Source organism: Neisseria flavescens (assembly GCF_005221285.1).
In the GTDB taxonomy this organism is placed as follows: Bacteria; Pseudomonadota; Gammaproteobacteria; order Burkholderiales; family Neisseriaceae; genus Neisseria; species Neisseria flavescens.
In genome coordinates this window covers 1,553,521-1,576,813 of the sequence record NZ_CP039886.1, presented here as the reverse complement: position 1 = coordinate 1,576,813, position 23,293 = coordinate 1,553,521, and the positions used below count along the sequence as shown (strand labels likewise).

At 48.7% G+C, this 23,293-nt stretch carries 24 protein-coding genes and 2 tRNA genes; 18 read left to right on the top strand and 8 right to left on the bottom strand.

Translation table 11 applies throughout. From position 1 onward, the window contains the following. The first annotated feature begins 67 nt into the window (after window positions 1–67). Both FAH67_RS08095 and FAH67_RS08090 read left to right on the top strand, forming a co-directional pair. Window positions 68–322 (top strand): helix-turn-helix domain-containing protein, encoded by a 255-nt coding sequence (locus FAH67_RS08095; RefSeq protein WP_003681417.1) that lies wholly within the window; start codon window positions 68–70, stop codon window positions 320–322. Further along, entirely contained in the window at window positions 309–1,007 is a 699-nt protein-coding gene (locus tag FAH67_RS08090) for a MutH/Sau3AI family endonuclease (RefSeq protein ID WP_167480503.1), read from the top strand. Before FAH67_RS08095 ends, FAH67_RS08090 begins: the two co-directional genes overlap by 14 nt. A gap of 12 nt (window positions 1,008–1,019) precedes the next feature. Here FAH67_RS08090 and FAH67_RS08085 read toward each other — a convergent pair whose 3' ends face one another. The 4 genes from FAH67_RS08085 to FAH67_RS08070 all read right to left on the bottom strand — a co-directional run bounded on the left by FAH67_RS08085 (window position 1,020) and on the right by FAH67_RS08070 (window position 6,035). Beyond that, entirely contained in the window at window positions 1,020–1,835 is an 816-nt protein-coding gene (locus FAH67_RS08085) for a DNA-methyltransferase (protein ID WP_003681423.1), read from the bottom strand. After that, window positions 1,828–2,640: a DNA adenine methylase gene (locus FAH67_RS08080; RefSeq protein WP_003681426.1), complete on the bottom strand. Its 813-nt coding sequence runs from the start codon at window positions 2,638–2,640 to the stop codon at window positions 1,828–1,830. Before FAH67_RS08080 ends, FAH67_RS08085 begins: the two co-directional genes overlap by 8 nt. 228 nt (window positions 2,641–2,868) lie before the next feature. After that, a complete protein-coding gene (gene leuS / locus FAH67_RS08075; RefSeq protein WP_003681428.1) occupies window positions 2,869–5,499 on the bottom strand; it encodes a leucine--tRNA ligase in 2,631 nt (876 codons plus the stop codon). Between the two features lie 200 nt (window positions 5,500–5,699). Continuing rightward, window positions 5,700–6,035, bottom strand: a complete 336-nt coding sequence (locus FAH67_RS08070; RefSeq protein WP_003681431.1) for a hypothetical protein — start codon at window positions 6,033–6,035, stop codon at window positions 5,700–5,702. A 200-nt stretch (window positions 6,036–6,235) separates the two neighbouring features. Here FAH67_RS08070 and dnaJ point away from each other — a divergent pair, with 200 nt between their 5' ends. The 5 genes from dnaJ to FAH67_RS08045 all read left to right on the top strand — a co-directional run bounded on the left by dnaJ (window position 6,236) and on the right by FAH67_RS08045 (window position 10,178). Then, window positions 6,236–7,393, top strand: coding sequence for a molecular chaperone DnaJ (dnaJ, locus tag FAH67_RS08065; RefSeq protein ID WP_115287645.1), 1,158 nt, complete (start codon window positions 6,236–6,238; stop codon window positions 7,391–7,393). 298 nt (window positions 7,394–7,691) lie between these two features. Next, window positions 7,692–8,270: a TMEM165/GDT1 family protein gene (locus FAH67_RS08060; protein WP_003681436.1), complete on the top strand. Its 579-nt coding sequence runs from the start codon at window positions 7,692–7,694 to the stop codon at window positions 8,268–8,270. A 1-nt stretch (window position 8,271) separates the two neighbouring features. After that, on the top strand, window positions 8,272–8,922 hold the full coding sequence (locus FAH67_RS08055; RefSeq protein ID WP_003681438.1) for a TIGR01621 family pseudouridine synthase: 651 nt from the start codon (window positions 8,272–8,274) through the stop codon (window positions 8,920–8,922). Window positions 8,923–9,027: 105 nt separating this feature from the next. After that, window positions 9,028–9,378: a helix-turn-helix domain-containing protein gene (locus tag FAH67_RS08050; RefSeq protein ID WP_112890781.1), complete on the top strand. Its 351-nt coding sequence runs from the start codon at window positions 9,028–9,030 to the stop codon at window positions 9,376–9,378. After that, window positions 9,282–10,178, top strand: coding sequence for an IS3 family transposase (locus FAH67_RS08045; protein ID WP_112890689.1), 897 nt, complete (start codon window positions 9,282–9,284; stop codon window positions 10,176–10,178). The genes FAH67_RS08050 and FAH67_RS08045 overlap by 97 nt, the downstream gene beginning before the upstream one ends. 71 nt (window positions 10,179–10,249) lie before the next feature. On the opposite strand, the gene FAH67_RS08040 is transcribed toward FAH67_RS08045, so the two are convergent. Next, window positions 10,250–11,176 carry a LysR family transcriptional regulator gene (locus FAH67_RS08040; RefSeq protein WP_003681859.1) on the bottom strand — a complete coding sequence of 309 codons (927 nt, stop codon included), beginning with the start codon at window positions 11,174–11,176 and terminating at the stop codon, window positions 10,250–10,252. 175 nt (window positions 11,177–11,351) lie between these two features. Between FAH67_RS08040 and FAH67_RS08035 the strand changes: the two genes are divergently transcribed. From FAH67_RS08035 to FAH67_RS08010, 6 genes are all read left to right on the top strand, one after another. After that, on the top strand, window positions 11,352–12,101 hold the full coding sequence (locus FAH67_RS08035; RefSeq protein ID WP_039864283.1) for a Nif3-like dinuclear metal center hexameric protein: 750 nt from the start codon (window positions 11,352–11,354) through the stop codon (window positions 12,099–12,101). 122 nt (window positions 12,102–12,223) lie between these two features. Then, complete coding sequence (gene petA, locus FAH67_RS08030) at window positions 12,224–12,805, top strand: ubiquinol-cytochrome c reductase iron-sulfur subunit (protein ID WP_003681863.1); 582 nt, start codon at window positions 12,224–12,226, stop codon at window positions 12,803–12,805. A gap of 18 nt (window positions 12,806–12,823) precedes the next feature. After that, the gene (locus FAH67_RS08025; protein WP_003681866.1) at window positions 12,824–14,173 is read left to right on the top strand and encodes a cytochrome b; all 1,350 of its coding nucleotides are present in this window, start codon (window positions 12,824–12,826) and stop codon (window positions 14,171–14,173) included. A gap of 14 nt (window positions 14,174–14,187) precedes the next feature. Next, on the top strand, window positions 14,188–14,973 hold the full coding sequence (locus FAH67_RS08020; protein ID WP_039864285.1) for a cytochrome c1: 786 nt from the start codon (window positions 14,188–14,190) through the stop codon (window positions 14,971–14,973). A 214-nt stretch (window positions 14,974–15,187) separates the two neighbouring features. Continuing rightward, entirely contained in the window at window positions 15,188–15,793 is a 606-nt protein-coding gene (locus tag FAH67_RS08015; RefSeq protein WP_039861850.1) for a glutathione S-transferase N-terminal domain-containing protein, read from the top strand. Window positions 15,794–15,804: 11 nt separating this feature from the next. Then, window positions 15,805–16,209, top strand: coding sequence for a ClpXP protease specificity-enhancing factor (locus tag FAH67_RS08010; RefSeq protein WP_003681871.1), 405 nt, complete (start codon window positions 15,805–15,807; stop codon window positions 16,207–16,209). A 139-nt stretch (window positions 16,210–16,348) separates the two neighbouring features. On the opposite strand, the gene FAH67_RS08005 is transcribed toward FAH67_RS08010, so the two are convergent. From FAH67_RS08005 to FAH67_RS07995, 3 genes are all read right to left on the bottom strand, one after another. After that, window positions 16,349–16,424: transfer RNA gene (locus FAH67_RS08005), tRNA-Ala, on the bottom strand. 6 nt (window positions 16,425–16,430) lie between these two features. Further along, a tRNA-Met gene (locus tag FAH67_RS08000) sits at window positions 16,431–16,507 on the bottom strand. A 105-nt stretch (window positions 16,508–16,612) separates the two neighbouring features. Continuing rightward, window positions 16,613–17,764 carry a class I SAM-dependent methyltransferase gene (locus FAH67_RS07995; protein WP_003681873.1) on the bottom strand — a complete coding sequence of 384 codons (1,152 nt, stop codon included), beginning with the start codon at window positions 17,762–17,764 and terminating at the stop codon, window positions 16,613–16,615. Window positions 17,765–18,166: 402 nt separating this feature from the next. Between FAH67_RS07995 and mraZ the strand changes: the two genes are divergently transcribed. The 5 genes from mraZ (at window position 18,167) to FAH67_RS07970 (ending at window position 23,240) form a co-directional block, all read left to right on the top strand. Next, window positions 18,167–18,622, top strand: a complete 456-nt coding sequence (gene mraZ, locus FAH67_RS07990; protein ID WP_039864286.1) for a division/cell wall cluster transcriptional repressor MraZ — start codon at window positions 18,167–18,169, stop codon at window positions 18,620–18,622. Beyond that, window positions 18,619–19,581 carry a 16S rRNA (cytosine(1402)-N(4))-methyltransferase RsmH gene (gene rsmH, locus FAH67_RS07985; protein ID WP_003681877.1) on the top strand — a complete coding sequence of 321 codons (963 nt, stop codon included), beginning with the start codon at window positions 18,619–18,621 and terminating at the stop codon, window positions 19,579–19,581. The genes mraZ and rsmH overlap by 4 nt, the downstream gene beginning before the upstream one ends. 63 nt (window positions 19,582–19,644) lie before the next feature. Further along, on the top strand, window positions 19,645–19,908 hold the full coding sequence (gene ftsL, locus FAH67_RS07980) for a cell division protein FtsL (protein ID WP_003681879.1): 264 nt from the start codon (window positions 19,645–19,647) through the stop codon (window positions 19,906–19,908). 78 nt (window positions 19,909–19,986) lie between these two features. Then, entirely contained in the window at window positions 19,987–21,735 is a 1,749-nt protein-coding gene (gene penA / locus FAH67_RS07975; RefSeq protein WP_112890688.1) for a peptidoglycan D,D-transpeptidase PBP2, read from the top strand. Window positions 21,736–21,761: 26 nt separating this feature from the next. Continuing rightward, the gene (locus FAH67_RS07970) at window positions 21,762–23,240 is read left to right on the top strand and encodes a UDP-N-acetylmuramoyl-L-alanyl-D-glutamate--2,6-diaminopimelate ligase (protein WP_003681883.1); all 1,479 of its coding nucleotides are present in this window, start codon (window positions 21,762–21,764) and stop codon (window positions 23,238–23,240) included. Window positions 23,241–23,293: the final 53 nt, after the last annotated feature.

Sequence of the window (23,293 nt, the reverse complement as noted above, 5' to 3'; positions counted from 1 at the left end):
GTATTAGAACTGAAGTTGATACTTATTGTATGTGGAATTTAATTTGCAAACATTAAGAATAGTCATCATGAAATCAGAAATTTTAAAACAATTTGGCAAACATGTTCGTCATTTAAGACAACTCCAGGATTTAAGTCAGGAGACATTGGCTGAAAAAGCGAATATGCACCGGACTTATATCGGAATGATAGAACGTGGAGAGCGTAACCCCGCCCTATTAAATCTTATTCGTTTGGCTAGCGCATTAGATATTTCTTTGCCTGAACTTTTAACTTTTAAGGACTATGTTAATGACGGGAACTGTGATAATGAATCTAACTGATTCGTATGATTTTTTTAGAGAAAACGCCGGAAGGACGCTAGGAGATCTAAAACTTGAATATCAAACCAGATTTCCTAGTTTTACCTCTGAAATGAGGATAAATAAGGGTGGGGTAGGACAGTTTATCGAAAAATTGATAGGGCTTAACAATACAAATGCTTTAACAGATTTTGCCGATGGTGAGCTGAAAACCAATAAAGCAGATACAGGTGGTGCACCACTAGAGACTATGTTTATCTCGCAGATTTCCAGTAACTTTGATCAATTAATCAGCAATCAGATAAGCTTTGAAGATAGTTGGATATACCAAAAAATAAAGAATTTGCTATATGTTCCCATCTGTAAAGTCGGCGACGATCCTGACCAATGGTACATACAGTCAGCCTATCATGTACAAATAAATGAAGAGGGTGAACTTTTCAGGCAGTTAGCTGATGATTTCACGCAAATTAAAAGTAAGCTGTTATCTGATATTAATTCCGAAAACGGATACATTCACACATCAAGCGGTGTGTTTATCCAAATCAGATCAAAAGATTCCAAGCCATACCATCCTATATTTTCTGCGCAATATGATCGGGATATTTCAAATAAGAATCATGCATTTTATTTTAAAAAAGAATTCATGCGGGAAGTTCGTGAAATGGCCAGCCAGGGTAGAGATGGTATTGTTCGAATAATTTAAAATAAGATGGGGCTACAGCTTTTGTTGTAGCCTTTTCTTTGCTAATTCAAAAAAATCTTCTTCCAGTTCGCAACCACAAAATTTCCGATCATGTTTTAAGGCAGCAACGCCTGTTGTGCCGCTGCCCATGAAAGGGTCAAAAATTAAATCTCCGATATTTGAAGCCGATAGTATGCAGCGTTCAAGCAAGGGGAGTGGTTTTTGTGTCGGATGTTTGCCGAATGTTTTTTCGGTTTTATTTGGTGGCGGAAATGTCCAAACACATTTCATCTGTTTGCCATCATTTTGTGCTTTCATCATTTCATAATGAAACGTATGTTTGGCTTTTTTATTTTTCTTTGCCCATAAGATTGTTTCTGTCGAATGGGTAAAAAAACGGCAGGACAAATTAGGGGGAGGATTTGGTTTTTCCCAAGTAATATTGTTCAAAATATGGTAGCCGATGGTTTGCATCAGGTAGCCGATTAAATAGATATTATGGAATGTGCCGCAAACCCAAATTGTGCCGTTTGGTTTTAATAAGGCGTAACACAGTCGGAGCCATTCTTCGTAGAATTCCAAATCTGCCGCCATTCCTTTGGATTTATCCCAGTTGCCCTTATTGACGGAAACCATTTGTCCGTTTTGACAACTGAAGCCGTCATTGGAAAGAAAGTAAGGAGGGTCTGCGAAAATCATATCAAAACAGCCGTTTGGATGTTTTTCCAATATCTTCCGCATGACGTTAAGGGAATTTTCGTTGTAGAGGACAAGGTCGTCTGAAACAATTTTTTTCAAACGACTTTGATAAATGGCAGCTTCTTCAGCCAATTTGTTGAAATCACTCATAAATTGCCAATAGTTCTCCGACTTTTTTGCGACTGCTGCCCTTTGCGGCAATATTACGTTGTACTTCAACCGTTTTTAGAATGGCAGAAGAATAAATATTTCTCGTAAATTCAGTATCATGATTTGAAATCAAAACGCCTTGAGAGTTAGGTGCAATTTGTTGGGCTGTCTGGGAAAGGCGGATTTGATCGTCCAAATTGAAGCCTTCTTTGGCATAAGTGGTAAATGAAGCGGTTGGGCTTAAAGGTGCATAAGGAGGATCACAATAAACAGTATCTGTATTGTTTGTCAGAGATAGGATTGTTTGAAAATCTCCGCACATTAATTCAACTCTGTCAGATTTTTGAATGAAATCTTCCATTTCTTGTTGTGGAAAGTAAGGAGATTTGTAGCGTCCAAATGGCACATTGAATGCCCCTTTGCTGTTGTAACGGCATAAACCGTTAAAAGCATGGCGGTTCAAATAAATAAATAGCGCTGAACGTTCGTGTAGATCTTGGCTGAAGTTGAATTGTTCCCGCAATTCATAGAATCTTGAATCGCTATTGTTTTCGGAAGTAAAGAAAGAGCGGGTATAGTCTATGAATCCGGATTTTTCTTCTTTTAGGATACGGAATAAGCCGATTAAGTCAGCGTTAATATCATTGAGCAGATAATGTTCGAAATCCAATGCAAGAGACAAAGCAGCAGAACCGCAAAAGGGTTCAACCAGACGTTTTCGTGCAGGAGTGGGTAGATTGTGTTCGATAAAGGGGACAAGTCTATGTTTGCCACCAGCCCATTTTAGGAAGGGTTTTGAAGCCATTAGGATGCCAAGTACAAGCGTGGTTGATTGGCTTCGAATTGTGCCAAAACATCGTGAGGAATACAACGGATTTATGTTTTAGTGACGTGTGTAGAGTGATTCTAAATCCAATAGAACCTTCCATCCCAATGTGTTATTGGACTTATCAGCTTAATCTACCTTAAAAAGGCCGTCTGAAAACCAAGTTTCAGACGGCCTTTATCCGTATGGCTAAACCTTAAAAGCGGTTTAGACGACGATATTTACCAAGCGTCCGGGAACGACGATGATTTTCTTGGCGGGCTTGCCTTCCATGAATTTCACCGCGCCTTCGGTGGCGAGTGCGGCGGCTTCGAGGTCGGCTTTGGATGCGTCGGCGGCGACGGTGATTTTGCCGCGCAGTTTGCCGTTGACTTGAACCATCACTTCGATTTCGGATTTGACCAAGGCGGCTTCATCGACTGCCGGCCAGCCTGCCTCCCACAGTTTCGCGCCGTTCAATTCGCTCCACAGGGTTTCGCAGATGTGCGGCACGATGGGCCACAACAGGCGTACAGCGGTTTCCAATACTTCTTGGGCGACGGTGCGGCCTTGTTCGCTGCCGGTGTCGGTTTTGTCGTATTGGTTGAGCAGTTCCATCACGGCGGCGATGGCGGTGTTGAACTGCTGGCGGCGGCCGTAGTCGTCGCTGACTTTGGCGATGGTGGAATGCAGTTTGTGGCGCAGGTCTTTGAGTTCTTTAGACAAACCGTCTTGGCTGCCTGCGAACGCTTTGACCGCTTCGCCTTGTTTCAGGTATTCGTAAACGGTTCGCCACAGGCGGCGCAGGAAGCGGTGTGCGCCTTCGACGCCGCTGTCGCTCCATTCGAGGGACTGTTCGGGCGGTGCGGCGAACATCATGAACAGACGGGCGGTGTCCGCGCCGTAGGCGTTAATCAGCTCTTGCGGATCGACGCCGTTGTTTTTGGATTTGGACATTTTTTCCGTGCCGCTGATGACGACGGGCAGTCCGTCGGCTTTGAGGACGGCGAAAACAGGGCGGCCTTTGTCGTCGAACGTCAGCTCGACATCGGCGGGGTTGATCCAATCTTTGCCGCCTTTGTCGTTTTCGCGGTAGTAGGTTTCGCAGACAACCATGCCTTGCGTCAGCAGGCGTTCGAACGGTTCGTCCACGCTGACCAAGCCTTCGTCGCGCATCAGTTTGGTGAAGAAACGCGCGTACAAGAGGTGCAGAATCGCGTGTTCGATACCGCCGATGTATTGGTCGACCGCGCCCCAGTATTTCGCGGCGGCAGGATCGACCATGCCGTCTGAAAATTTTGGCGACATATAGCGGAAGAAATACCAGCTCGATTCCATGAAGGTGTCCATGGTGTCGGTTTCGCGTTTCGCCGCGCCGCCGCAGCATGGGCAGGCAGTTTCGTAAAACTCGGGCATTTTTGCCAGCGGCGAACCCATGCCGTCGGGTACGACGTTTTCAGGCAAAACGACCGGCAGTTGGTCGGCGGGGACGGGTACGTCGCCGCATTTTTCGCAATGGACGATGGGAATCGGGCAGCCCCAGTAGCGTTGGCGCGAAATGCCCCAGTCGCGCAGGCGGTATTGGGTTTTCGGTTCGCCTGCGTCTTGGCTTTGCAGCTTGGCGGCAATGACGTCGAATGCCGTCTGAAAGTCCAAGCCGTCCAAGTCGCCGCTGTTGACCAATACGCCGTTTTCTTTGTCGCCGTACCATTCTTGCCATCGGTTTGCGTCGAATGCGTTGTCGCCGACGGCAATGACTTGTTTTTTCGGCAGATTGTATTTGGTGGCGAACTCGAAATCGCGTTCGTCGTGCGCCGGAACAGCCATCACCGCGCCGTCGCCGTAGCCCCACAATACATAGTTGGCAATCCACACTTCCAGTTTGTCGCCGTTAAGCGGGTTGACGACGTAGCGGCCGGTCGGCACGCCTTTTTTCTCCATCGTCGCCATATCGGCTTCGGCGACCGAGCCGGCTTTGCATTCGGCGATAAATGCCTGCAATTCGGGTTTGTCGGCGGCTGCGGCGGTTGCCAGCGGATGCTCGGCGGCAACGGCAACATAAGTCGCGCCCATCAGCGTGTCGGGGCGGGTGGTATAAACTTGCAGGAATTTCGCGTAATCACCTTCCAAGCCTTGTTTGCTGTCGTCTGAAACAGCGAAGCGCACGGTCATACCGCGCGATTTGCCGATCCAGTTGCGCTGCATGGTTTTGACTTGTTCCGGCCAGTGTTCCAGCTTGTCCAAATCATTGAGCAGCTCTTCGGCGTAATCCGTGATTTTGAAGTAATACATCGGGATTTCGCGTTTTTCGATCAACGCACCCGAACGCCAGCCGCGCCCGTCGATGACTTGCTCGTTGGCCAATACGGTTTGGTCGACTGGGTCCCAGTTTACCGTGCCGTTTTTGCGATAGACGATGCCTTTTTCAAACAGCTTGGTAAACAGCCATTGTTCCCAACGGTAGTATTCGGGTTTGCAGGTTGCGGTTTCGCGCGCCCAGTCAATCGCAAAACCCAGGCTTTTGAGCTGGGTTTTCATGTATTCGATGTTGTCGTACGTCCAAGCGGCGGGGGCGACGTTGTTTTTCATCGCTGCGTTTTCCGCCGGCATGCCGAACGCGTCCCAACCCATAGGCTGCATGACGTTGAAGCCGTTTAAGCGTTTGAAGCGGCTCAATACGTCGCCGATGGTGTAGTTGCGCACATGCCCCATATGCAGCTTGCCGCTGGGATAGGGAAACATAGAAAGGCAGTAATATTTGGGTTTGGAAGCGTCTTCGGAGACGTTGAAAATACGCTCGTCGTCCCATTTTTTCTGCGCCGCGGGCTCGATGGCGGCGGGTTGATATTGTTCTTGCATGATGTTTCGCTTTATACAAAGGCGTTGGAAAATAAAATCAAACGCAGATTATAGCGGATTCAGAAGCGGATTGCTTGTGTCGTAACATCATGTCAAACCGCTTTGGCATTGTTGTTTCCCGTTTGTTTTGACATGGAAGAACGCAAACAATCAAAAGGCCGTCTGAAAACAGGGTTTCAGACGGCCTGAGTATGAAACGGTCAACGGTAAGTCTGGCAACGGACGGCTTCTTTCTTGCAGAACATTTCTGCGTGCTGGCGGCGGCATTGCTGGATCACATCCAAGCGGGCGCGGCCGCGGTTGACGTTTTCGGCACGGAATGTGTCGGTAAATGCCGACAACGTACACACATGAACTTCGTTGTTTCTGCGTGCGGAACGCTCGTCCAAACGCTCGCTCAGCAGGCGGTTTACTTGGGCAGTCAGTTCGGCCACCTGACGCTCCAGTGCCGCAATGCGTTCGCTGTCGGACGGCGCGGCTTGGGCAGCGGACGCCATCAGCATCAGGCATAAAAAGGAAGCAACTTTTTTCATCATGTAGGAAAACCTTTCTAATATAAAACAGCGGCATAGGGTCAAATATTTTTTACTTTAAGGCCATTATCATGCTGTGACAAGGCGAGGGAGGCCGTCTGAAACAAAATTTTCAGACGGCCTTAAAAATATCGACTTGAGTTTTTTACCTTTCGCCCACATATCCGACCCAGTTCAAACTTATTCAAAACACTATCAAAATTATGAGTACCCAAGATTATTACGAAACCCTTGGTGTTGCCCGCAGCGCTAGCGACGATGAAATCAAAAAAGCCTACCGCAAGCTGGCAATGAAATACCATCCTGACCGCAATCCTGACAATAAAGAAGCGGAAGAAAAATTTAAAGAAGTCCAAAAAGCTTACGACACCTTGTCCGACAAAGAAAAACGTATCATGTACGACCAATACGGCCATGCCGCGTTTGAACAGGGCGCAGGTGCGGGCGGATTCGGTGGCTTTGGCGGTTTTGGCGGCCAAGGCGGATTCGGTGGCGCGCAAGGCTTCGATTTTTCCGATATTTTCAGCCAGATGTTCGGTGGTGGCGGCAGCGCAGGCGGCCGTCAGCCGGATTACAGCGGTGCGGACTTGCAGGTCGGCATAGAGATTTCGCTTGAAGAAGCTGCCAAAGGCGTGAAAAAACGCATCAACATTCCGACTTACGAAGAATGTGATGTCTGCCACGGCTCAGGTGCCAAACCGGGCACATCCGCATCGACTTGTTCGACCTGTCACGGCTCAGGCACGGTACACGTCCGCCAAGCCATTTTCCAAATGCAGCAAACTTGTCCGACTTGTCACGGTACTGGCAAAGAAATCAAAGATCCTTGCGTCAAATGCCGTGGCGAAGGCCGCACCAAAACCAGCAAAATGGTTGAAGTCAACATTCCGGCAGGCATCGACGACGGTCAACGCATCCGCTTGAGCGGCGAGGGTGAGCCGGGTCAACACGGCGCACCGGCAGGCGATTTGTACGTCAATATCCGCGTAAGACAGCACAAAATCTTCGAGCGCAACGGCTTGGACCTGCATTGCGAACTGCCGATCAGCTTTGCCATTGCCGCATTGGGCGACGAAGTCGAAGTGCCGACTCTGGACGGCAAAGTCAAACTGCACATTCCGAAAGAAACGCAAACCGGCCGCCGTATGCGCGTGAAAGGCAAAGGCATCAAGTCTCTGCGTTCCAGCTCAACCGGCGATTTGTACTGCCACATTTTGGTTGAAACTCCGGTCAACCTGACCGATCGTCAGAAAGAGTTGTTGGAAGAATTTGAAAAAATCTCCTCCGGCCTTGACCTCAGCCAAACCCCGCGCAAAAAATCGTTTTGGGAAAAAGTAGGCGATTTGTTCTCCGATAATTAATCGCTGTGAAAAAGGCCGTCTGAAACCTGCTTTACATTGGGTTTCAGACGGCCTTTTGTTTTTCTTTCTGTTGCTTCAAGCCATGAATTGCCTTACAATTCGCGCTTCACTCTTATGGGAGTAGCCATTCGGCGCAATGCCGAAACCGTTGTCAACATAATCGGCTTGTGCGGCCGTGGCAGCGGTATCTTCTCTGCTTTATCGGAAGACAGGCAAGACGTAAGCGTTGTCCATACCCTTGCGGGCGGTATGCACAACGCTTTTTGTTTGCCCGCTTTTCGGTTGAGTATCTTAAATCATGGAAGCTTTTTTCTCCTCGACGCTGGGCGTTGCCATTGCCGAAATTGGCGATAAGACGCAATTACTGGCGCTCTTTTTGGCAGCACGTTTTGCCCATAAAAACGCGATTGTTGCCGGTATCTTTATTGCAACCCTGTTGAACCATCTTGTTTCGGCTGCACTCGGTGTCTGGCTGGCATCCGCTATTTCTCCTGAAGTCATGAAATGGGTGGTCGGCGGCAGCTTTATTGCGGTCGGATTATGGCTGCTGTTGCCGGACAAAGACGAAGACCCTGACGGCAAGTGGCTGAAATACGGCGCATTTACGGCGACGGTCGTCCTGTTTTTCTTGGCGGAAATCGGCGATAAAACGCAGATTGCGACAGTTCTTTTAGCGGCAAAATACCAATCTATCCTGCCGGTCGTGGTCGGCAGTATTGCCGGTTTGATGATTGCTTCTGTACCTGCCGTATATTTGGGTGAAATGCTGATGCGCAAAATTCCGGCCAAAGCAGTGCGCATTGCTGCGTGTATCTTGTTCTGCCTGCTGGGTATTTTGACCCTGCTTGGCGACGGTATTGTGTTGAAGGCCGTCTGAAATGTGGGACATTGTTTTTGAACACGAAGACTTTGTGGTCATCAATAAGCCTTGCGGCGTATCGGTGCACAGCGAATCGGAAGGGGATGTTTGCCTGACCGCATCGCTGGCGCAACAGCTCGGCGTTGAACGCGTGTGGCTGGTTCACCGTTTGGACAAAGCCACCAGCGGCCTGTTGCTGTTTGCGTTAAACCGCGACAGCGCGGCGGCTTTGTCGGCACAGTTTGCCGAGAAAACCATGCGTAAGACTTATTTGGCACTCGGTACGCACAAGCCGGCTAAAAAACAGGGGTGGGTGAAAGGCGGTATGGCGCGTTCGCGGCGCGGTACATGGAAGCTGACGCGTGACGAGGATAATTTTGCCGTTACCCGTTTCAGCAGCCAAAGCCTGCAGCCCGGTTTGCGCCTGTTTGTGTTGCAACCGTTTACCGGCAAAACCCATCAGCTGCGCGTGGCCATGAAAAGCATAGGCAGTCCGATTTTGGGCGATACGCTGTATGGCGGCGATGAGGCGGGACATCTGTTTCTGCACGCTTGGCGTTTGGTTTTCGACTATCGCGGCGAGCATTTCGATATTCGGGTTACGCCTGATAAAACATGGCCGTCTGAAATCGATTTGTCGGCGTGTTTAGGTTCGGATGAATCCGAATAGAAGCAGTGAAATTTTTGTGTATATTAAAAAAGGCCGTCTGAAATTGTGAACTGCACCCCAAAAGTTGGACACCCCCCCCTCCAACTCACAAGGTGCAGTTTTTTTATGAGCAAATATACATTACACTTCAAATACCAAGCCGTACTCCACTACCTGCACATACGCAGTCAACAGCGTACCGCAGACCACTACGGCATTTCCCGAACCAACCTGCGACGATGGATACGCGCCTATCAAGAAGGCGGCATCGGCGCACTCGAACATCCCCAATCCAAAACCATGCCCCAACACCGCAAAAACCCCTTCATCGCCGACAAACCCGACCACGAAAAAACACAGGCAGAGCTTATCGAAGAGTTGTGCTATATGCGCGCAAAGGTTGCCTACCTAAAGGAGTTAAAAGCCCTCAGCAAAAAACAGACCGAAAAGGACAAAGCCAAACCGTCCAAACACTGAGGGCGCAACACCCGCTCAAATACCTGCTGCACATCGCAAACCTGCCCAAAAGCAGCTTTTACTACCATCATCAGGACCGACCCGACCCCAATGAAGCCGACAAAGCCCTTATCGCCGAAATCTACGAACGGCATAAAGGACGCTACGGGCAAAGGCGCATTGCAGCAGCATTAGGTTGGAACCGCAAAAAAGTGGCGCGGCTGATGAGGCAGCTAGGACTGAAAGCCCTCATACGGGCAAAAAAAGCCTACCGCCATCCCGCCATGGGCGAAATATCGGAACACCTCCTCAAACGCCGGTTCAAAGCCCGAAAGCCCAACGAAAAATGGCTGACCGACGTGACCGAACTCAAAGGAAAGGACGGCAAACTGTACCTCTCGCCGATCTTGGACCTGTTCAACCGCGAAATCATCGCCTACGCCATGAGCCGCAGAGCCGACAGTGAAATGGTGAAGGAAATGCTCGAAAAAGCGGCACCCCGGCTGACTGATAAAGGAACGATGCTTCATTCCGACCAAGGTGTGCTGTACCGTACGGCGGGGTATAGGGAATTGCTTGCGGAGTATTTCATGGTTCAAAGCATGTCGCGAAAGGCGAATTGTTGGGACAATGCACCGATGGAAAGCTTCTTTGCGGTGCTGAAGACGGAGTGTTTCTACCGTGCAGGGGAATTGACGGTGGATGAATTGATGAAACAGATAGATGACTATATGGATTACTACAACCGCGAGCGTTGCAGTTTGAAATTGAAAAAGCTGAGTCCTGTCGCATACAGAACCCGGCTTACACAGAGTGCCTGAATAGGCTTTTATGAGTGTCCAAGATTTGGGGGCCAGTTCATTGTTCAGACGGCCTTTTGATTGTTTCAAGTTTACATTTCCAATTCGCTCAAACCCGGCAAGTCGGCAAAACAGCGGTCGTGCGTGATTTGGCAGAAGTTGTCCAGATAGCCTTTGTTGGCATCTTCCGTACGAATGGCGGCATAAAGTTTGCTTTGCAGGCCGTCTGAAGTGATTTTGCGGTGGACGACGTAGCCTTTTTCCAAATACGGCATGACCGTCCAATAGGGCAGGGCAGCAATGCCGCGTTTGCTGGCAACCAGCTGGATAATGGCAATGGTCAGCTCGCTATGGCGGCGTGGCGGATTAATGCCTTTGGGCAGCAGCACTTTTTTGGGCAAATCCAGCATTTCGTCGGGGACGGGATAAGTAATCAGGGTTTCGTCGATAAAATCTTCCGCTTCCCAAACGTCTTTGTCGGCAAGCGGGTGGTCTTCTGCACAGATGCCGACCATTTCATAGGCAAACAGAGGGCGGTAGCTGATACCGTTGATCGGCTCGGCTTCGGAAACGATGGCAAGGTCGGCGCGGTGTTGCAGCAGCAGTCCGACCGGATCGGCTTGGAAACCGGAAACGATGTCCAATTCAACTTGCGGCCATAAGGGGCGGAACTCGCCCATGGCAGGCATCAGCCAGTCGAAGCAGGTGTGGCATTCGACGGCAAGCCTGAGTTCGCCGGCTTCGCCTTCGATAATCCGCACCAAATCACGTTCGGCGGCGGCAACCTGCGGCAACAGCTCGCGCGCCAGTTGCAACAGGCGCATACCGGCCGGAGTGAAGCGCAAAGGTGTGGATTTACGTTCAAACAACGGCGTTTCGTAATAATTTTCCAAGGCGCGGATTTGGTGCGACAGGGCGGATTGGGTCAGGAAAACCCGTTTGGCGGCAAGGGAAACGCTGCCGGTTTCTTCTAAAGCCAGCAAGGTTTTGAGATGACGCAATTCGATAATAGAGTCCATGTGTTTTCAGACGGCCTGTGGGTAAGGTGGCGTATATTAAAATAATTCATGATGATGTGCAAATGATTAATGTTGGGAATGATTGCTGAAATCGGAATGTAAGAATTTGAGGCATAAACAGATTTTGCGGTTAGAATGCGAAGCTGTTTTTGAAGATAGATATAAGGAGCGGAATATGGCTTTACGCCGCGAAATTCTGGCTTGGTGTGATGAGATATTGCAGGTCGGGCTGTTTAAGGACTATGCGCCCAACGGCTTGCAGGTCGAAGGCAAAGAAGAAATTGCCAAAATCGCCACTTCGGTTACCGCCAGCAAAGCTGCAATCGATTTTGCCGTAGAGCAGGGGGCGGATATGCTTTTGGTTCACCACGGCATGTTTTGGAAAAGCGAGCCTGTCACGATTACCGGTTGGAAAAAAGCACGCATTGAAACCTTGCTGCAACACCAAATCAATATGGCGGGCTACCACCTGCCGCTGGACGCGCACCCGCAACTGGGCAATAACGCACAGTTGGCCGAGAAACTTGATTGGGTGCTTGAAAAACAATTCGGCGAGCAAAACCTGTTGAATACAGGCCGTCTGAAAACCACGCAAACATTGGTGCAGTTATCTGAACGCATTGAGGCGGTATTCGGCCGCAAGCCGACCGTTATCGGTAATCTTGAACGCGAAATCAAACGTATTGCCTGGTGCAGCGGCGGTGCGCAGGGATTTTTTCAGACGGCCGTAGACGAAAGTGTCGATGCGTATCTGACCGGTGAAATTTCCGAAGCGCAATATCATCTTGCCAATGAAACGGGTGTGGCATTTATCAGTGCCGGCCACCATGCGACAGAACGTTACGGCGTACGCGCCTTAGGAGATGCCGTGGCAGAAAAATTCGGTATCGAAGTGGTTCACTTTGATGAAAACAATCCTGCTTGAGTATTGAGAAATATCATAAAACTTTACCTTATTTTAAATAATGCTTTGAGTATTACAACAAACTAGGTAGAATTACGCTGTTTAATGGCTCGGTATTCCCAAAATTTTAGGACGACTGAATAATGGATAATCAAGAAATCAACAACGGTCGCCGCCGTTTCCTGACACTGGCTACTTGCGGTGCAGGCGGTGTGGCGGCTCTGGGCGTAGCTACGCCTTTCGTGGCCAGCTTCTTCCCATCGGAGAAAGCTAAGGCTGCCGGTGCTGCTGTCGAAGTAGATGTCAGCAAAATCGAAGCAGGCCAAATGCTGACTGCCGAATGGCAGGGCAAACCAATTTGGCTGGTCAACCGCACAGATCAACAGCTCAAAGACTTGAAAAGTTTGGATGGCGCAGTTACGGATCCCAATTCCGAAGTGGATCATCAGCCTGAAAACTGCAAAAACGAGACCCGTTCGATCAAGCCGAACCTCCTCGTCGCTATCGGTATCTGTACCCACCTGGGTTGCTCTCCGACTTACCGTCCCGACGTTGCCCCTGCGGATTTGGGCGCAGACTGGAAAGGCGGCTTCTTCTGCCCGTGCCACGGTTCGAAATTCGACATGGCAGGCCGAGTGTATAAAGGTGTTCCTGCACCGACCAACCTGGTTGTTCCGCCTTACAAATATCTGAGCGATACAACTGTTTTGGTGGGCGAAGACTAAAAATAAGGAACGATAATTATGGCAAACCAAACCAATAGCAAAGCAAAAGCATTGTTAGGCTGGATGGACGCTCGTTTCCCCCTGTCTAAGATGTGGAATGAGCATTTGGCTCAATACTACGCACCAAAGAACTTCAACTTTTGGTATTACTTCGGCTCTTTAGCCTTGCTTGTCCTTGTGATTCAAATCGTCAGCGGTATTTTCCTGACTATGAACTACAAACCGGACGGCAACCTTAACGCCTACCATCTGCCTGCTGCCTTTACTGCAGTAGAGTACATCATGCGCGACGTGTCCGGCGGTTGGATTATCCGCTACATGCACTCCACCGGCGCATCTTTCTTCTTCATTGTTGTTTATCTGCACATGTTCCGTGGTTTGATTTACGGTTCGTACAAAAAACCCCGTGAATTGGTGTGGATTTTCGGTTCTCTGATTTTCTTGGCATTGATGGCGGAAGCCTTTATGGGCTATCTGTTGCCTTGGGGTCAAATGTCCTTCTGGGGTGCGCAGGTAATTATTAACCTGTTCTCCGCCATCCCTGTTATCGGTCCTGATTTGTCCACTTGGATCCGCGGCGACTTCAACGTTTCCGATGTTACTCTGAACCGCTTCTTCGCCCTGCACGTTATCGCAGTACCTCTGGTATTGCTCGGCTTGGTCGTGGCTCACATCATCGCCCTGCACGAAGTGGGTTCTAACAACCCCGATGGCGTTGAAATCAAGAAAAACAAAGACGAAAACGGTATTCCACGCGATGGTATCCCATTCCATCCTTACTACACCGTTAAAGACATCTTGGGCGTCGTTGTATTCCTGATTGTCTTCTGTTCTGTGTTGTTCTTTGCGCCTGAAGGCGGCGGCTACTTCTTGGAAGCGCCAAACTTCGATGCAGCTAATGCGCTGAAAACACCTCCGCACATTGCTCCGGTATGGTACTTCACTCCGTTCTACGCAATTCTGCGTGCGATTCCTTCCTTTGCCGGTACTCAGGTATGGGGTGTAATCGGTATGGGTGCAGCAGTTGTACTGATTGCCTTGTTGCCTTGGTTGGATAAAGGCGAGGTTAAATCTGTCCGCTATCGCGGCCCAATCTTCAAAACTGCGTTGGTTCTGTTCATCATTGCCTTCATCGGTTTGGGTATTTTGGGTGCAATGGTAGCAACTGATACTCGTACTTTGGTTGCTCGTATCCTGTCTTTCGTCTACTTTGCATTCTTCCTGGGTATGCCGTTCTATACCAAACTGGATACCAACAAACCAGTTCCTGAGCGCGTAACCATGAGCACTACTAAACAAAAAATTATGTTCTTTGTTTACGTCGGTATTACCGTTGTCGGTGCTTACTTGTTTGCAACCAATATCTGATGAGGGCAGCGAAAATGAAACAAACTCTGAAAAACTGGTTTGCTGCCTTATTGCTGGCAGTACCTATGAGTGCAGCCGTCGCCAGCGGCGGCGGACACTACGAAAAAGTCGATATCGACCTGCGTGACCAAGTCAGCCTGCAGCACGGTGCGCAAATCTTTACAAACTACTGTTTGTCTTGTCACTCTGCAAGCGGTATGCGCTTCAACCGTCTGAAAGACATCGGTTTAACTGAAGATGAAATCAAGAAAAACCTGATGTTCACAACAGACAACGTTGGTGATGTCATGGTAGCGGCAATGGATCCGAAAGATGCCTCCAAATGGTTGGGTGCGCCTCCACCGGATTTGACCCTGATTGCCCGTTCTAAAGGTGCAGACTACCTGTACGCTTATATGCGCGGCTTCTATAAAGACCCAACTCGTCCGACCGGTTGGAACAATACTGTTTTGGCCGGTGCGAGTATGCCTCACCCATTGTGGGAGCAACAAGGTGTTCAAGCCGTTGAGTTGGATGCCAAAGGTCAGCCCGTTATGATTAAAGACGAGCATGGCAATCTGACTCCTAAGCTGTATTGGGAATCTACCGGTCTGCACAGCCGTCGCCTGCCTAACGGTAAAGTGATCCAAAAAGAGTACGATACTTATGTACGCGACTTGGTGAACTACTTGGTGTACATGGGTGAGCCTGCTCAGTTGCAACGCCACCGCATCGGCTACATGGTTCTGGCATTCCTGTTTGCGGTAATGCTGCCATTGGCTTACTTCCTGAAAAAAGAATTCTGGAAAGATGTTCACTAATTCTTTTGAATCAAAAAGGCAAACCTGTTTCAGGTTTGCCTTTTTTGTTTGTGAAATTGGTTTATGCGAAAATAATGTAAATTTTAAAATTATTCAATATAAACAATATAATATGTGAAACTTCTGGATTAAGTGTTTGAAATTATGTATAATTCTGTCTGAATTTTTATAAGGCTTAAGGCCGTCTGAAAAGATTTATCAGGAGTAAAAGATTATGATGACATTGTATTCAGGTATTACTTGTCCATTCAGCCAACGTTGCCGTTTTGTGCTGTACGAAAAAGGCATGGATTTTGAAATCAAAGATGTGGACGTGTTCAATAAACCTGAAGACTTGGCTTTGATGAATCCGTATAACCAAGTACCGGTTCTGGTTGAGCGTGATTTGATTTTGCACGAATCAAACATCATCAACGAATACATTGACGAGCGTTTCCCTCATCCTCAGTTGATGCCGGGCGATCCTGTTATGCGCGGTCGCGGCCGTTTGGTACTGTACCGTATGGAAAAAGAATTGTTCAGCTTGGTACAAGTGTTGGAAAACCCTGAATCTACCAATAAAGAACAAGCTAAAGCGCGTGAAGCCATTGGTAATGGTTTGACACTGTTGGCACCGTCTTTTACTAAAAACAAATATATCTTGGGCGACGACTTCTCCATGATTGATGTTGCCTTGTCTCCGCTGTTGTGGCGTTTGGACTATTACGACATCAAACTGGGTAAATCTGCTGCGCCTTTGCTGAAATACGCCGAGCGTATTTTCCAACGCGAAGCCTTTATTGAAGCATTGACGCCGGCTGAAAAAGCCATGCGCCGCTAAGGGACGGATCTATGGCAACTTCAACCAAACCGTATTTGTTGCGTGCTTTGTATGAATGGTGCTTGGATAATAACCAAACACCGCATATCGTGGCTTGGGTAAATGAACATACCCGTGTACCGATGCAGTATGTGCGTGACAATGAAATTGTTTTAAATATTGGCCCTACCGCCAGCCATAACTTGAATATCGACAATGAATGGGTCAATTTCTCTGCCCGCTTTTCCGGCGTAGCGCACGAGATTTGGATTCCGGTCGGTCATATTGTCAGTATATTTGGCCGCGAAAGTGGAGAGGGTATGGGGTTTGAGGTAGAACCATATCAGCCTGCTTCTGTTGAAGCTGCAGCGGCGGAAGATAAAAAAACTGAATCTGCGGAAGACAAACCGAAAAAAGTATTGAAGCTTGTGAAGTAATTAAAAGATAAAGGCCGTCTGAAATGTTTCAGACGGCCTTTATTAATTAGGTATTGAAATGGCAAAATTAATGAGCAATCAGTTATTAATTAAGCCAAACAAAAAAGCTCTTGTTAAACACAAGAGCTTTTTTGTTTAGTGGTGGAGGTAAGCGGGATCGAACCGCTGACCTCTTGCATGCCATGCAAGCGCTCTACCAACTGAGCTATACCCCCGAAATTTGGTGGCGAATCAGGGATTCGAACCCCGGACACAAGGATTATGATTCCTCTGCTCTAACCGACTGAGCTAATTCGCCGTTTCGTGAAGTCGCTATTATAGTTTTTTTTGGATATTTGGCAAGCGATAATTTAGATTTTTTTATTTCTTATTGTTTTTAAAAAATAAAAAGTAGGTTATCAGGCTATAGTTTATGGCAAATATCGCCATGGCTGAAGCCTGTCCAATCGATATCGATGTCTTTGCCAAAAGCGATCACTTTAAAAAGTTCGCCCATTTCGTGCTGATGTATCAGTTTTTGTACTGTGGCGGCGGTTTGGATATATTCAACCGAATCCGGGCTGCCGATTTGTGCCAGCAGATCGATGATGCCGAGATTGAGTAGAAAATAAGATTGGGGCAGGTAGCCGATTAAGTCTAAACCTGATTCCGTGCCGGCGCGTGCAATATCGGTGAAATTGACGTGCGCAGTCAAATCGGTCAGACCGATATTGAAAAATGGGTCGTGGATAGTGTGGTGGCGATAGTGGCCGATGAATGTGCCTTCCTTGCGTTGCGGATGGTAATACTGAGCGGCATCGAAGCCGTAATCGATAAATATCATGCCGCCGCGCTGCAATTTGGCGGCCAAGGTTTGGATAAAGGCATATTGTGCCGGATGCAGCTCGCTTGTGTATGAGGGAAGGGGAGGGAAGTACAAGGCAGCTGTTTGCGTAAGTTCGGCTTGTGCCAATGGTCTGATGGCTTCGATTAGCTTGTCATTCTCTAGGCTGACGCCAATTTGTTGAAACCCTTCATCTTGATAAATCAAGCGTTCCACCGGCATGGCATCCAATACTTCGTTGCCGATGATGATGCCGTCAAAATGTTCGGGTAATGTGGTGAGGTGGATGATTTTGGCGGCTACTTCTAGGGAGGTGTTTTCAAGAATATATTGGCGTTGTCTCTCTGCAAGCTCTGCCGATAGCTCGATAATGTAGTAATGATTCAGGCCGTCTGAAAGATTTTGCAAGAGTGTGGCAGCGAGATGACCTGTACCTGCACCAAATTCGTAGATATTGCCTGCTGTTTGCGGCAGTAATTCGGCAAGTTGTTTGGCAAGGGTTTGTCCGAATAGGGGGGAAAGGGTGGGGGCGGTAATGAAGTCGCCGTCTGTGCCGATTTTATGGCTGCCTCCGCTGTAATAGCCGTATTGAGGTGTGTAAAGGGCAAGTTCCATAAAGCGGGAGAAGGGTATCCAGTTTTGATGTTGTTCAATTTCGTTTTTTATGAGCTTGGTCAGGTGTACTGAAGAGGCTTGTGCATCAGGGGAAGGGAGGGGGAGTTGTGGCTTCATGACTGTTAGATAATGTAAAAAATTTGAATTTGTTTGTATATTATAGCCCCTTGTGAGAGGGGTGGTGATTGGGTATAAAAACACTATATATAGTATTTTAGAAACACAAATAATACTATATATAGTATTTTATGCTATATGAGATGACTGGTATATTAATTTGTTATGCATTTTGGTATATATAAGATATTGAATTTTAAGTGTTTATTGTTTCATTACAGATAAAGGGTTGATTTGACCTGATTGCCAAAATTTCTTATAGTGTCGGTTAGTGGGGCATAGTGGGTGAAAGTGGTTACTTTTTCCTAAAAAGTGTTCCGTAGAAGTGAAAACGAAATATTTTAGGAAGGTGGGATTTTTAATCCCACTCTAGTTTTATTTTAATCGAATTTGGGGTGTGATGTGTTTGGCGGTGCTCATGAATTGAGTATGGACAGTAAAGGGCGGTTGGCGATTCCTGCCAAATTCCGCGATATTTTGCTGCGCCGTTATACGCCTGCAATTGTGGTCACACTGGATTCCCGAAAAAAATTATTGATGTACCCTGAGCCCATTTGGGAAGAAAAAGCCGAGCAGATTTTGAAGTTGAAAGTGGCCGGCAACGAGTCTTTGCAACGGTATCAGAATTTGCTGCTGCACAATGCGGAGATTTTGGAATGGGACAGCGCCGGACGCGTTTTGATTCCGGCGAATCTGCGCAAACGCGTGGATTTTGAAAAAGAAGTTACTTTGGTTGGCCGTGCAAACCGTATGGAGTTGTGGGGTCGCGAACATTGGGAAGAGGAAATGAATCAGGCTTTGGATATCGATCCTGATGAATTGGCTTTCCAATTGAGTCAAACGGATTTGCAATTGTGAGTAAAGTTGAAAATTATCAGCATGTTACTGTCTTGTTGCATGAGGCGGTGGATGCGTTGGCAATCCGTGAAGATGGGATTTATGTGGACGGTACGTTCGGTAGGGGAGGGCATTCCCGGCTGATTTTGTCGCGTTTGGGTGAACAGGGTCGTTTGGTTGTTTTTGATAAAGACCCCGAGGCGATTGCAGTAGCCAATGAGCTGGCGGCGCAAGATAAACGTGTCAGTGTCGTGCACAATGGTTTTGAAACATTTCAGACGGCCTTGGATGAATTGGGCATCGATAAGATTGACGGTGCGCTTTTTGATTTGGGGATTTCGTCGCCGCAAATTGACGATGGTAGCCGCGGATTCAGTTTCCGCTTTGATGCGCCGTTGGATATGCGGATGGATCCGACTCGCGGGATGTCTGCGGCAGAATGGATTGCAACCGCATCCGAACAGGATTTACACGAGGTAATTAAGAATTATGGTGAAGAGCGGTTTAGTCGCCAGATTGCGCGCGCCATTGTTGCGCAACGCGAGGAGAGTCCCATCGATACAACCCATAAGCTGGCGCAGCTTGTGGCGCAAAACGTCCGTACTCGTGAGCGCGGACAAGACCCTGCAACGCGCACCTTCCAAGCAGTTCGCATCTTTATTAACCGCGAGCTCGAAGAGGTAGAGGCAGTTTTGCCACAGGTTGCAGGCCGTCTGAAAGAGGGTGGACGCTTGGCTGTCATTGCGTTCCATTCGCTGGAAGACAGAATTGTGAAGCAGTTTATTAAAAAATATTCGCAACATGCGCCATTGCCACGTTGGGCAGTGGTCAAGGAAGCGGATTTGCCTCAGCCGCCTTTGAAGGCTGTGGGCAAAGCAATCAAACCGGGTTCGACAGAGACTGAAGCCAATCCGCGTGCGCGTAGTGCAGTTTTGCGTGTGGCGGAGCGCAGTAGCGGCGAATTTTCGGTTATTGAATAGGGGATGGCGTCTGAACGCTGTCGTAAGAGATAGTCCTGTTGACAGGCCGTCTGAAAGTTTGAGATGGGTAAGTTGAATATTTTATTGCTGGTTTTGGTGACGGTCTCAGCCTTTGCCGTAGTGTTTAAGCAAAACCAGTCCCGTTTGCATTTTATCGAGTTGGATAAGGCACAAAAACGGGAAATTCAGTTGGAACAGGATTACGCGCGCTTGAAATTGGAGCAAGCAAGATTGGCAAACCACAAACTGATTAAAGTGGCAGCCGAAAAACAACATCTGCTTCCGCCGGGTGCGCATAATACGGCTATGCTGGAACGCAAAAAATAAGAATATAGAGCCTTGCATTGGTGCAAGATTTACGGGATTTGATGGCTCACTGAGCAGCTAAGTCATGAGAAGTTCAACATGTTAATTAAGAACGAATATAAACCTCAAATGCTGTCTGGAACAACAAAAACGAAAAAGCCGCTGACAAGTAACGGACGAATCGGTTTGGTGCTGGGCGCTGTTGCGCTGGCATTTACCGGTCTGTTGGTGCGCGGGGTTTATCTGCAAACCAGTCAGCATGAATTTTTGAAAAATCAGGGCGACCAACGTTTTGTGCGTACGCTTCCGCTGCCGGCATCACGCGGTATGATTACCGACCGCAATGGTGCCACATTGGCTTTGAGTGCGCCTACCGAATCATTGTATGCCATGCCTTCCGGTATGGAGGAAATGCCGACTGCGGAACAATTAGAAAAACTGTCGGCCATTGCCGATGTGCCTGTTGAAGTTTTGAAAAATAAATTGTCTAAAAAAGACAAAGGCTTTATCTACCTGAAACGTCAACTCAGCTACGAGAAAGCAGAAGAAATCAAAGCATTGGGCATTAAAGGCATCGCATTCCAAAAAGAATTGAAACGCCATTACCCGATGGGCAATCTGTTTGCGCACGTTATCGGTTTTACCAATATCGACGGCAAAGGTCAGGAAGGCTTGGAGCTTTCCCGTGAAGACAGCCTGCGCGGTGAGGATGGTGCGAAAGTCGTATTACGCGATAATAAAGGCAATATCGTAGACAGCCTCGATTCTCCACGCAACAGCGTGCCTAAAAACGGCCAAGACATGATTTTGTCTTTGGATCAGCGTATTCAAACGCTGGCTTATGACGAGTTGAACAAGGCTGTGGCTTATCACAAAGCCAAAGCGGGTGCGGTTGTGGTATTGGATGCGCAAACCGGCGAGATTTTGGCTTTGGTCAACAGCCCGGCTTACGATCCGAATCAGCCCGGCCAAGCCAATAGCGAACAGCGCCGCAACCGCGCCGTAACCGACATGATCGAACCTGGTTCTGCCATGAAGCCGTTTACCATTGCCAAAGCATTGGATTCAGGCAAAGTGGATCCAACAGACACATTCAATACCCTGCCTTACAAAATCGGTCCGGCTACCGTACAAGATACCCACGTTTATCCTACTTTGGATGTGCGCGGCATTATGCAAAAATCTTCCAACGTCGGTACCAGTAAACTTTCTGCCATGTTTACGCCTAAAGAAATGTACGATTTCTATCACGATTTAGGTGTGGGCGTGCGCATGCATTCAGGCTTTCCCGGCGAGACTGCAGGTTTGTTGAGAAGCTGGCGCAGATGGCAAAAAATCGAACAGGCAACCATGTCTTTCGGTTATGGCCTGCAATTAAGCCTGTTGCAATTGGCACGTGCCTATACTGTCTTGACCCATGACGGCGAATTGTTGCCGGTCAGCTTTGAAAAACAAGCAGTTGCCCCTAAAGGCAAACGCGTCATCAAAGCCTCTACTGCAAAAAAAGTGCGTGAGTTGATGGTTTCCGTTACTGAAGCCGGCGGTACCGGTATTGCCGGTGCGGTAGATGGTTTCGACGTAGGTGCGAAAACCGGTACGGCGCGTAAACTGGTTAATGGCCGCTATGTGGACAACAAACACGTCGGTACGTTTATCGGTTTTGCTCCGGCTAAAAATCCACGCGTGATTGTGGCCGTTACCATCGACGAACCGACTGCCAACGGCTATTACGGCGGCGTGGTTGCCGGTCCCGTATTCAAAGAAGTCATGAGCGGAAGCTTGAACATCTTGGGCGTTTCCCCGACCAAGCCTTTAAGTAATACCGCTACTGTCAAAGTACCGTCATAATCCAAACAATCAAAGAGATATTGTTTATGTTCAGCAAGTTAACCCCCTTGGCTGAAACCGACTTTCCGCCTCTGCCGTGTGAAAACGCAGCAGGGCGTTTGTTGCATTCAGACAGTCGCCAAATCAAACAAGGCGATATTTTTGTTGCCTGTCCGGGCGAATATGCCGACGGCCGCAGTTATATCCCCGCCGCCGTTGCCAACGGCGCGGCTTTTATTTTTTGGGATGACGACGGCAAATTCGCGTGGAATCCCGAATGGAAAGTCCCCAATCAAGGCATTAAAGATTTGAAACACCGTGCCGGCATGTTGGCGGCGCAAGTTTACGGCAACGTTTCAGACGGCCTCAAAGTCTGGGGCGTAACCGGCACCAACGGCAAAACCTCCATCACACAATGGCTGGCGCAAGCCGCCGATTTGTTGGGAGAAAAAACCGCCATTATCGGCACGGTCGGCAACGGCTTTTGGGGTGCATTGAAAGAAACCACGCACACCACCCCCGCCCCCGTCGATGTCCAAACCCTGCTCTACCGTTTCCGTCAACAAGGCGCAACCGCCGCCGCGATGGAAGTCTCCAGCCACGGTCTTGACCAGTCGCGCGTCAACGGCGTGCCATTCCGCAGCGCAATCTTCACTAATCTCACCCGAGACCACCTCGACTACCACGGCACGATGGAAGCCTATGGCGCTATCAAGTCGCGCCTGTTTTACTGGCAAGGCCTGCAACACGCCGTCATCAATATCGATGACGGATACGGCGCGGAACTCGTATGCCGTCTGAAAAAAGACTGCCCCGATTTAGCCGTTTACAGTTACGGCTTCAGCGAACACGCCGACATCCGCATTGCCGATTTCACCGCCTCTTCAGACGGCATAGCAGCCGTATTCCAAACCCCGTGGGGTGAAGGACGCTGCCGTACCCGCCTGCTCGGACGGTTCAACGCGCAAAACCTCGCCGCCTGCATCGCCTTGCTGTGCGCCAACGGCTATCCGCTGGATAAAGTATTGGATGTGCTGGGAAAAATCTGTCCCGCTTCGGGACGTATGGACTGCATTATGAACAGCGGCAAGCCCTTGGTCGTTGTTGATTACGCCCACACGCCCGACGCATTGGAAAAAGCACTCTCCACCTTGCAGGAAATCAAACCGCAGGGCACGGCTTTGTGGTGCGTATTCGGTTGCGGCGGTAACCGCGACCGTGGCAAACGTCCGCTGATGGGTGCGGCAGCTGTAGAGGGCGCGGATAAAGTTGTCATCACCAGCGACAACCCGCGTTTGGAAAATCCGCAAGACATTATCAACGATATCCTGCCCGCCGTGCCCGCGCCCGAATGCGTCGAAGCCGACCGCGCCGCCGCCATCCGTTATGCAGTCGAACGCGCCGCCGCAAACGACATCATTCTGATTGCTGGCAAAGGGCATGAAAACTATCAGGATGTACAAGGCGTGAAGCACCATTTCTCCGATTTTGAAATCGCAGAAAAAGCATTGGCAGAGCTGGGATAGGCCATATCAAAAATGTTCAGGCGGTCTTAATTAAAACCATCTGAAAAAACAAA

Coding starts and splice junctions, on each gene's coding strand:
- FAH67_RS08025 (WP_003681866.1), top strand. CDS start 12,824: ATGGCAAACCAAACCAATAGCAAAGCAAAAGCATTGTTAGGCTGGATG.
- FAH67_RS08095 (WP_003681417.1), top strand. CDS start 68: ATGAAATCAGAAATTTTAAAACAATTTGGCAAACATGTTCGTCATTTA.
- FAH67_RS08090 (WP_167480503.1), top strand. CDS start 309: ATGAATCTAACTGATTCGTATGATTTTTTTAGAGAAAACGCCGGAAGG.
- penA (WP_112890688.1), top strand. CDS start 19,987: ATGTTAATTAAGAACGAATATAAACCTCAAATGCTGTCTGGAACAACA.
- FAH67_RS08070 (WP_003681431.1), bottom strand. CDS start 6,035: ATGATGAAAAAAGTTGCTTCCTTTTTATGCCTGATGCTGATGGCGTCC.
- ftsL (WP_003681879.1), top strand. CDS start 19,645: ATGGGTAAGTTGAATATTTTATTGCTGGTTTTGGTGACGGTCTCAGCC.
- FAH67_RS08020 (WP_039864285.1), top strand. CDS start 14,188: ATGAAACAAACTCTGAAAAACTGGTTTGCTGCCTTATTGCTGGCAGTA.
- FAH67_RS08015 (WP_039861850.1), top strand. CDS start 15,188: ATGATGACATTGTATTCAGGTATTACTTGTCCATTCAGCCAACGTTGC.
- FAH67_RS08035 (WP_039864283.1), top strand. CDS start 11,352: ATGGCTTTACGCCGCGAAATTCTGGCTTGGTGTGATGAGATATTGCAG.
- FAH67_RS08050 (WP_112890781.1), top strand. CDS start 9,028: ATGAGCAAATATACATTACACTTCAAATACCAAGCCGTACTCCACTAC.
- FAH67_RS08055 (WP_003681438.1), top strand. CDS start 8,272: ATGTGGGACATTGTTTTTGAACACGAAGACTTTGTGGTCATCAATAAG.
- FAH67_RS08060 (WP_003681436.1), top strand. CDS start 7,692: ATGGAAGCTTTTTTCTCCTCGACGCTGGGCGTTGCCATTGCCGAAATT.
- FAH67_RS07970 (WP_003681883.1), top strand. CDS start 21,762: ATGTTCAGCAAGTTAACCCCCTTGGCTGAAACCGACTTTCCGCCTCTG.
- dnaJ (WP_115287645.1), top strand. CDS start 6,236: ATGAGTACCCAAGATTATTACGAAACCCTTGGTGTTGCCCGCAGCGCT.
- FAH67_RS07995 (WP_003681873.1), bottom strand. CDS start 17,764: ATGAAGCCACAACTCCCCCTCCCTTCCCCTGATGCACAAGCCTCTTCA.
- FAH67_RS08010 (WP_003681871.1), top strand. CDS start 15,805: ATGGCAACTTCAACCAAACCGTATTTGTTGCGTGCTTTGTATGAATGG.
- FAH67_RS08085 (WP_003681423.1), bottom strand. CDS start 1,835: ATGAGTGATTTCAACAAATTGGCTGAAGAAGCTGCCATTTATCAAAGT.
- FAH67_RS08080 (WP_003681426.1), bottom strand. CDS start 2,640: ATGGCTTCAAAACCCTTCCTAAAATGGGCTGGTGGCAAACATAGACTT.
- leuS (WP_003681428.1), bottom strand. CDS start 5,499: ATGCAAGAACAATATCAACCCGCCGCCATCGAGCCCGCGGCGCAGAAA.
- FAH67_RS08040 (WP_003681859.1), bottom strand. CDS start 11,176: ATGGACTCTATTATCGAATTGCGTCATCTCAAAACCTTGCTGGCTTTA.
- petA (WP_003681863.1), top strand. CDS start 12,224: ATGGATAATCAAGAAATCAACAACGGTCGCCGCCGTTTCCTGACACTG.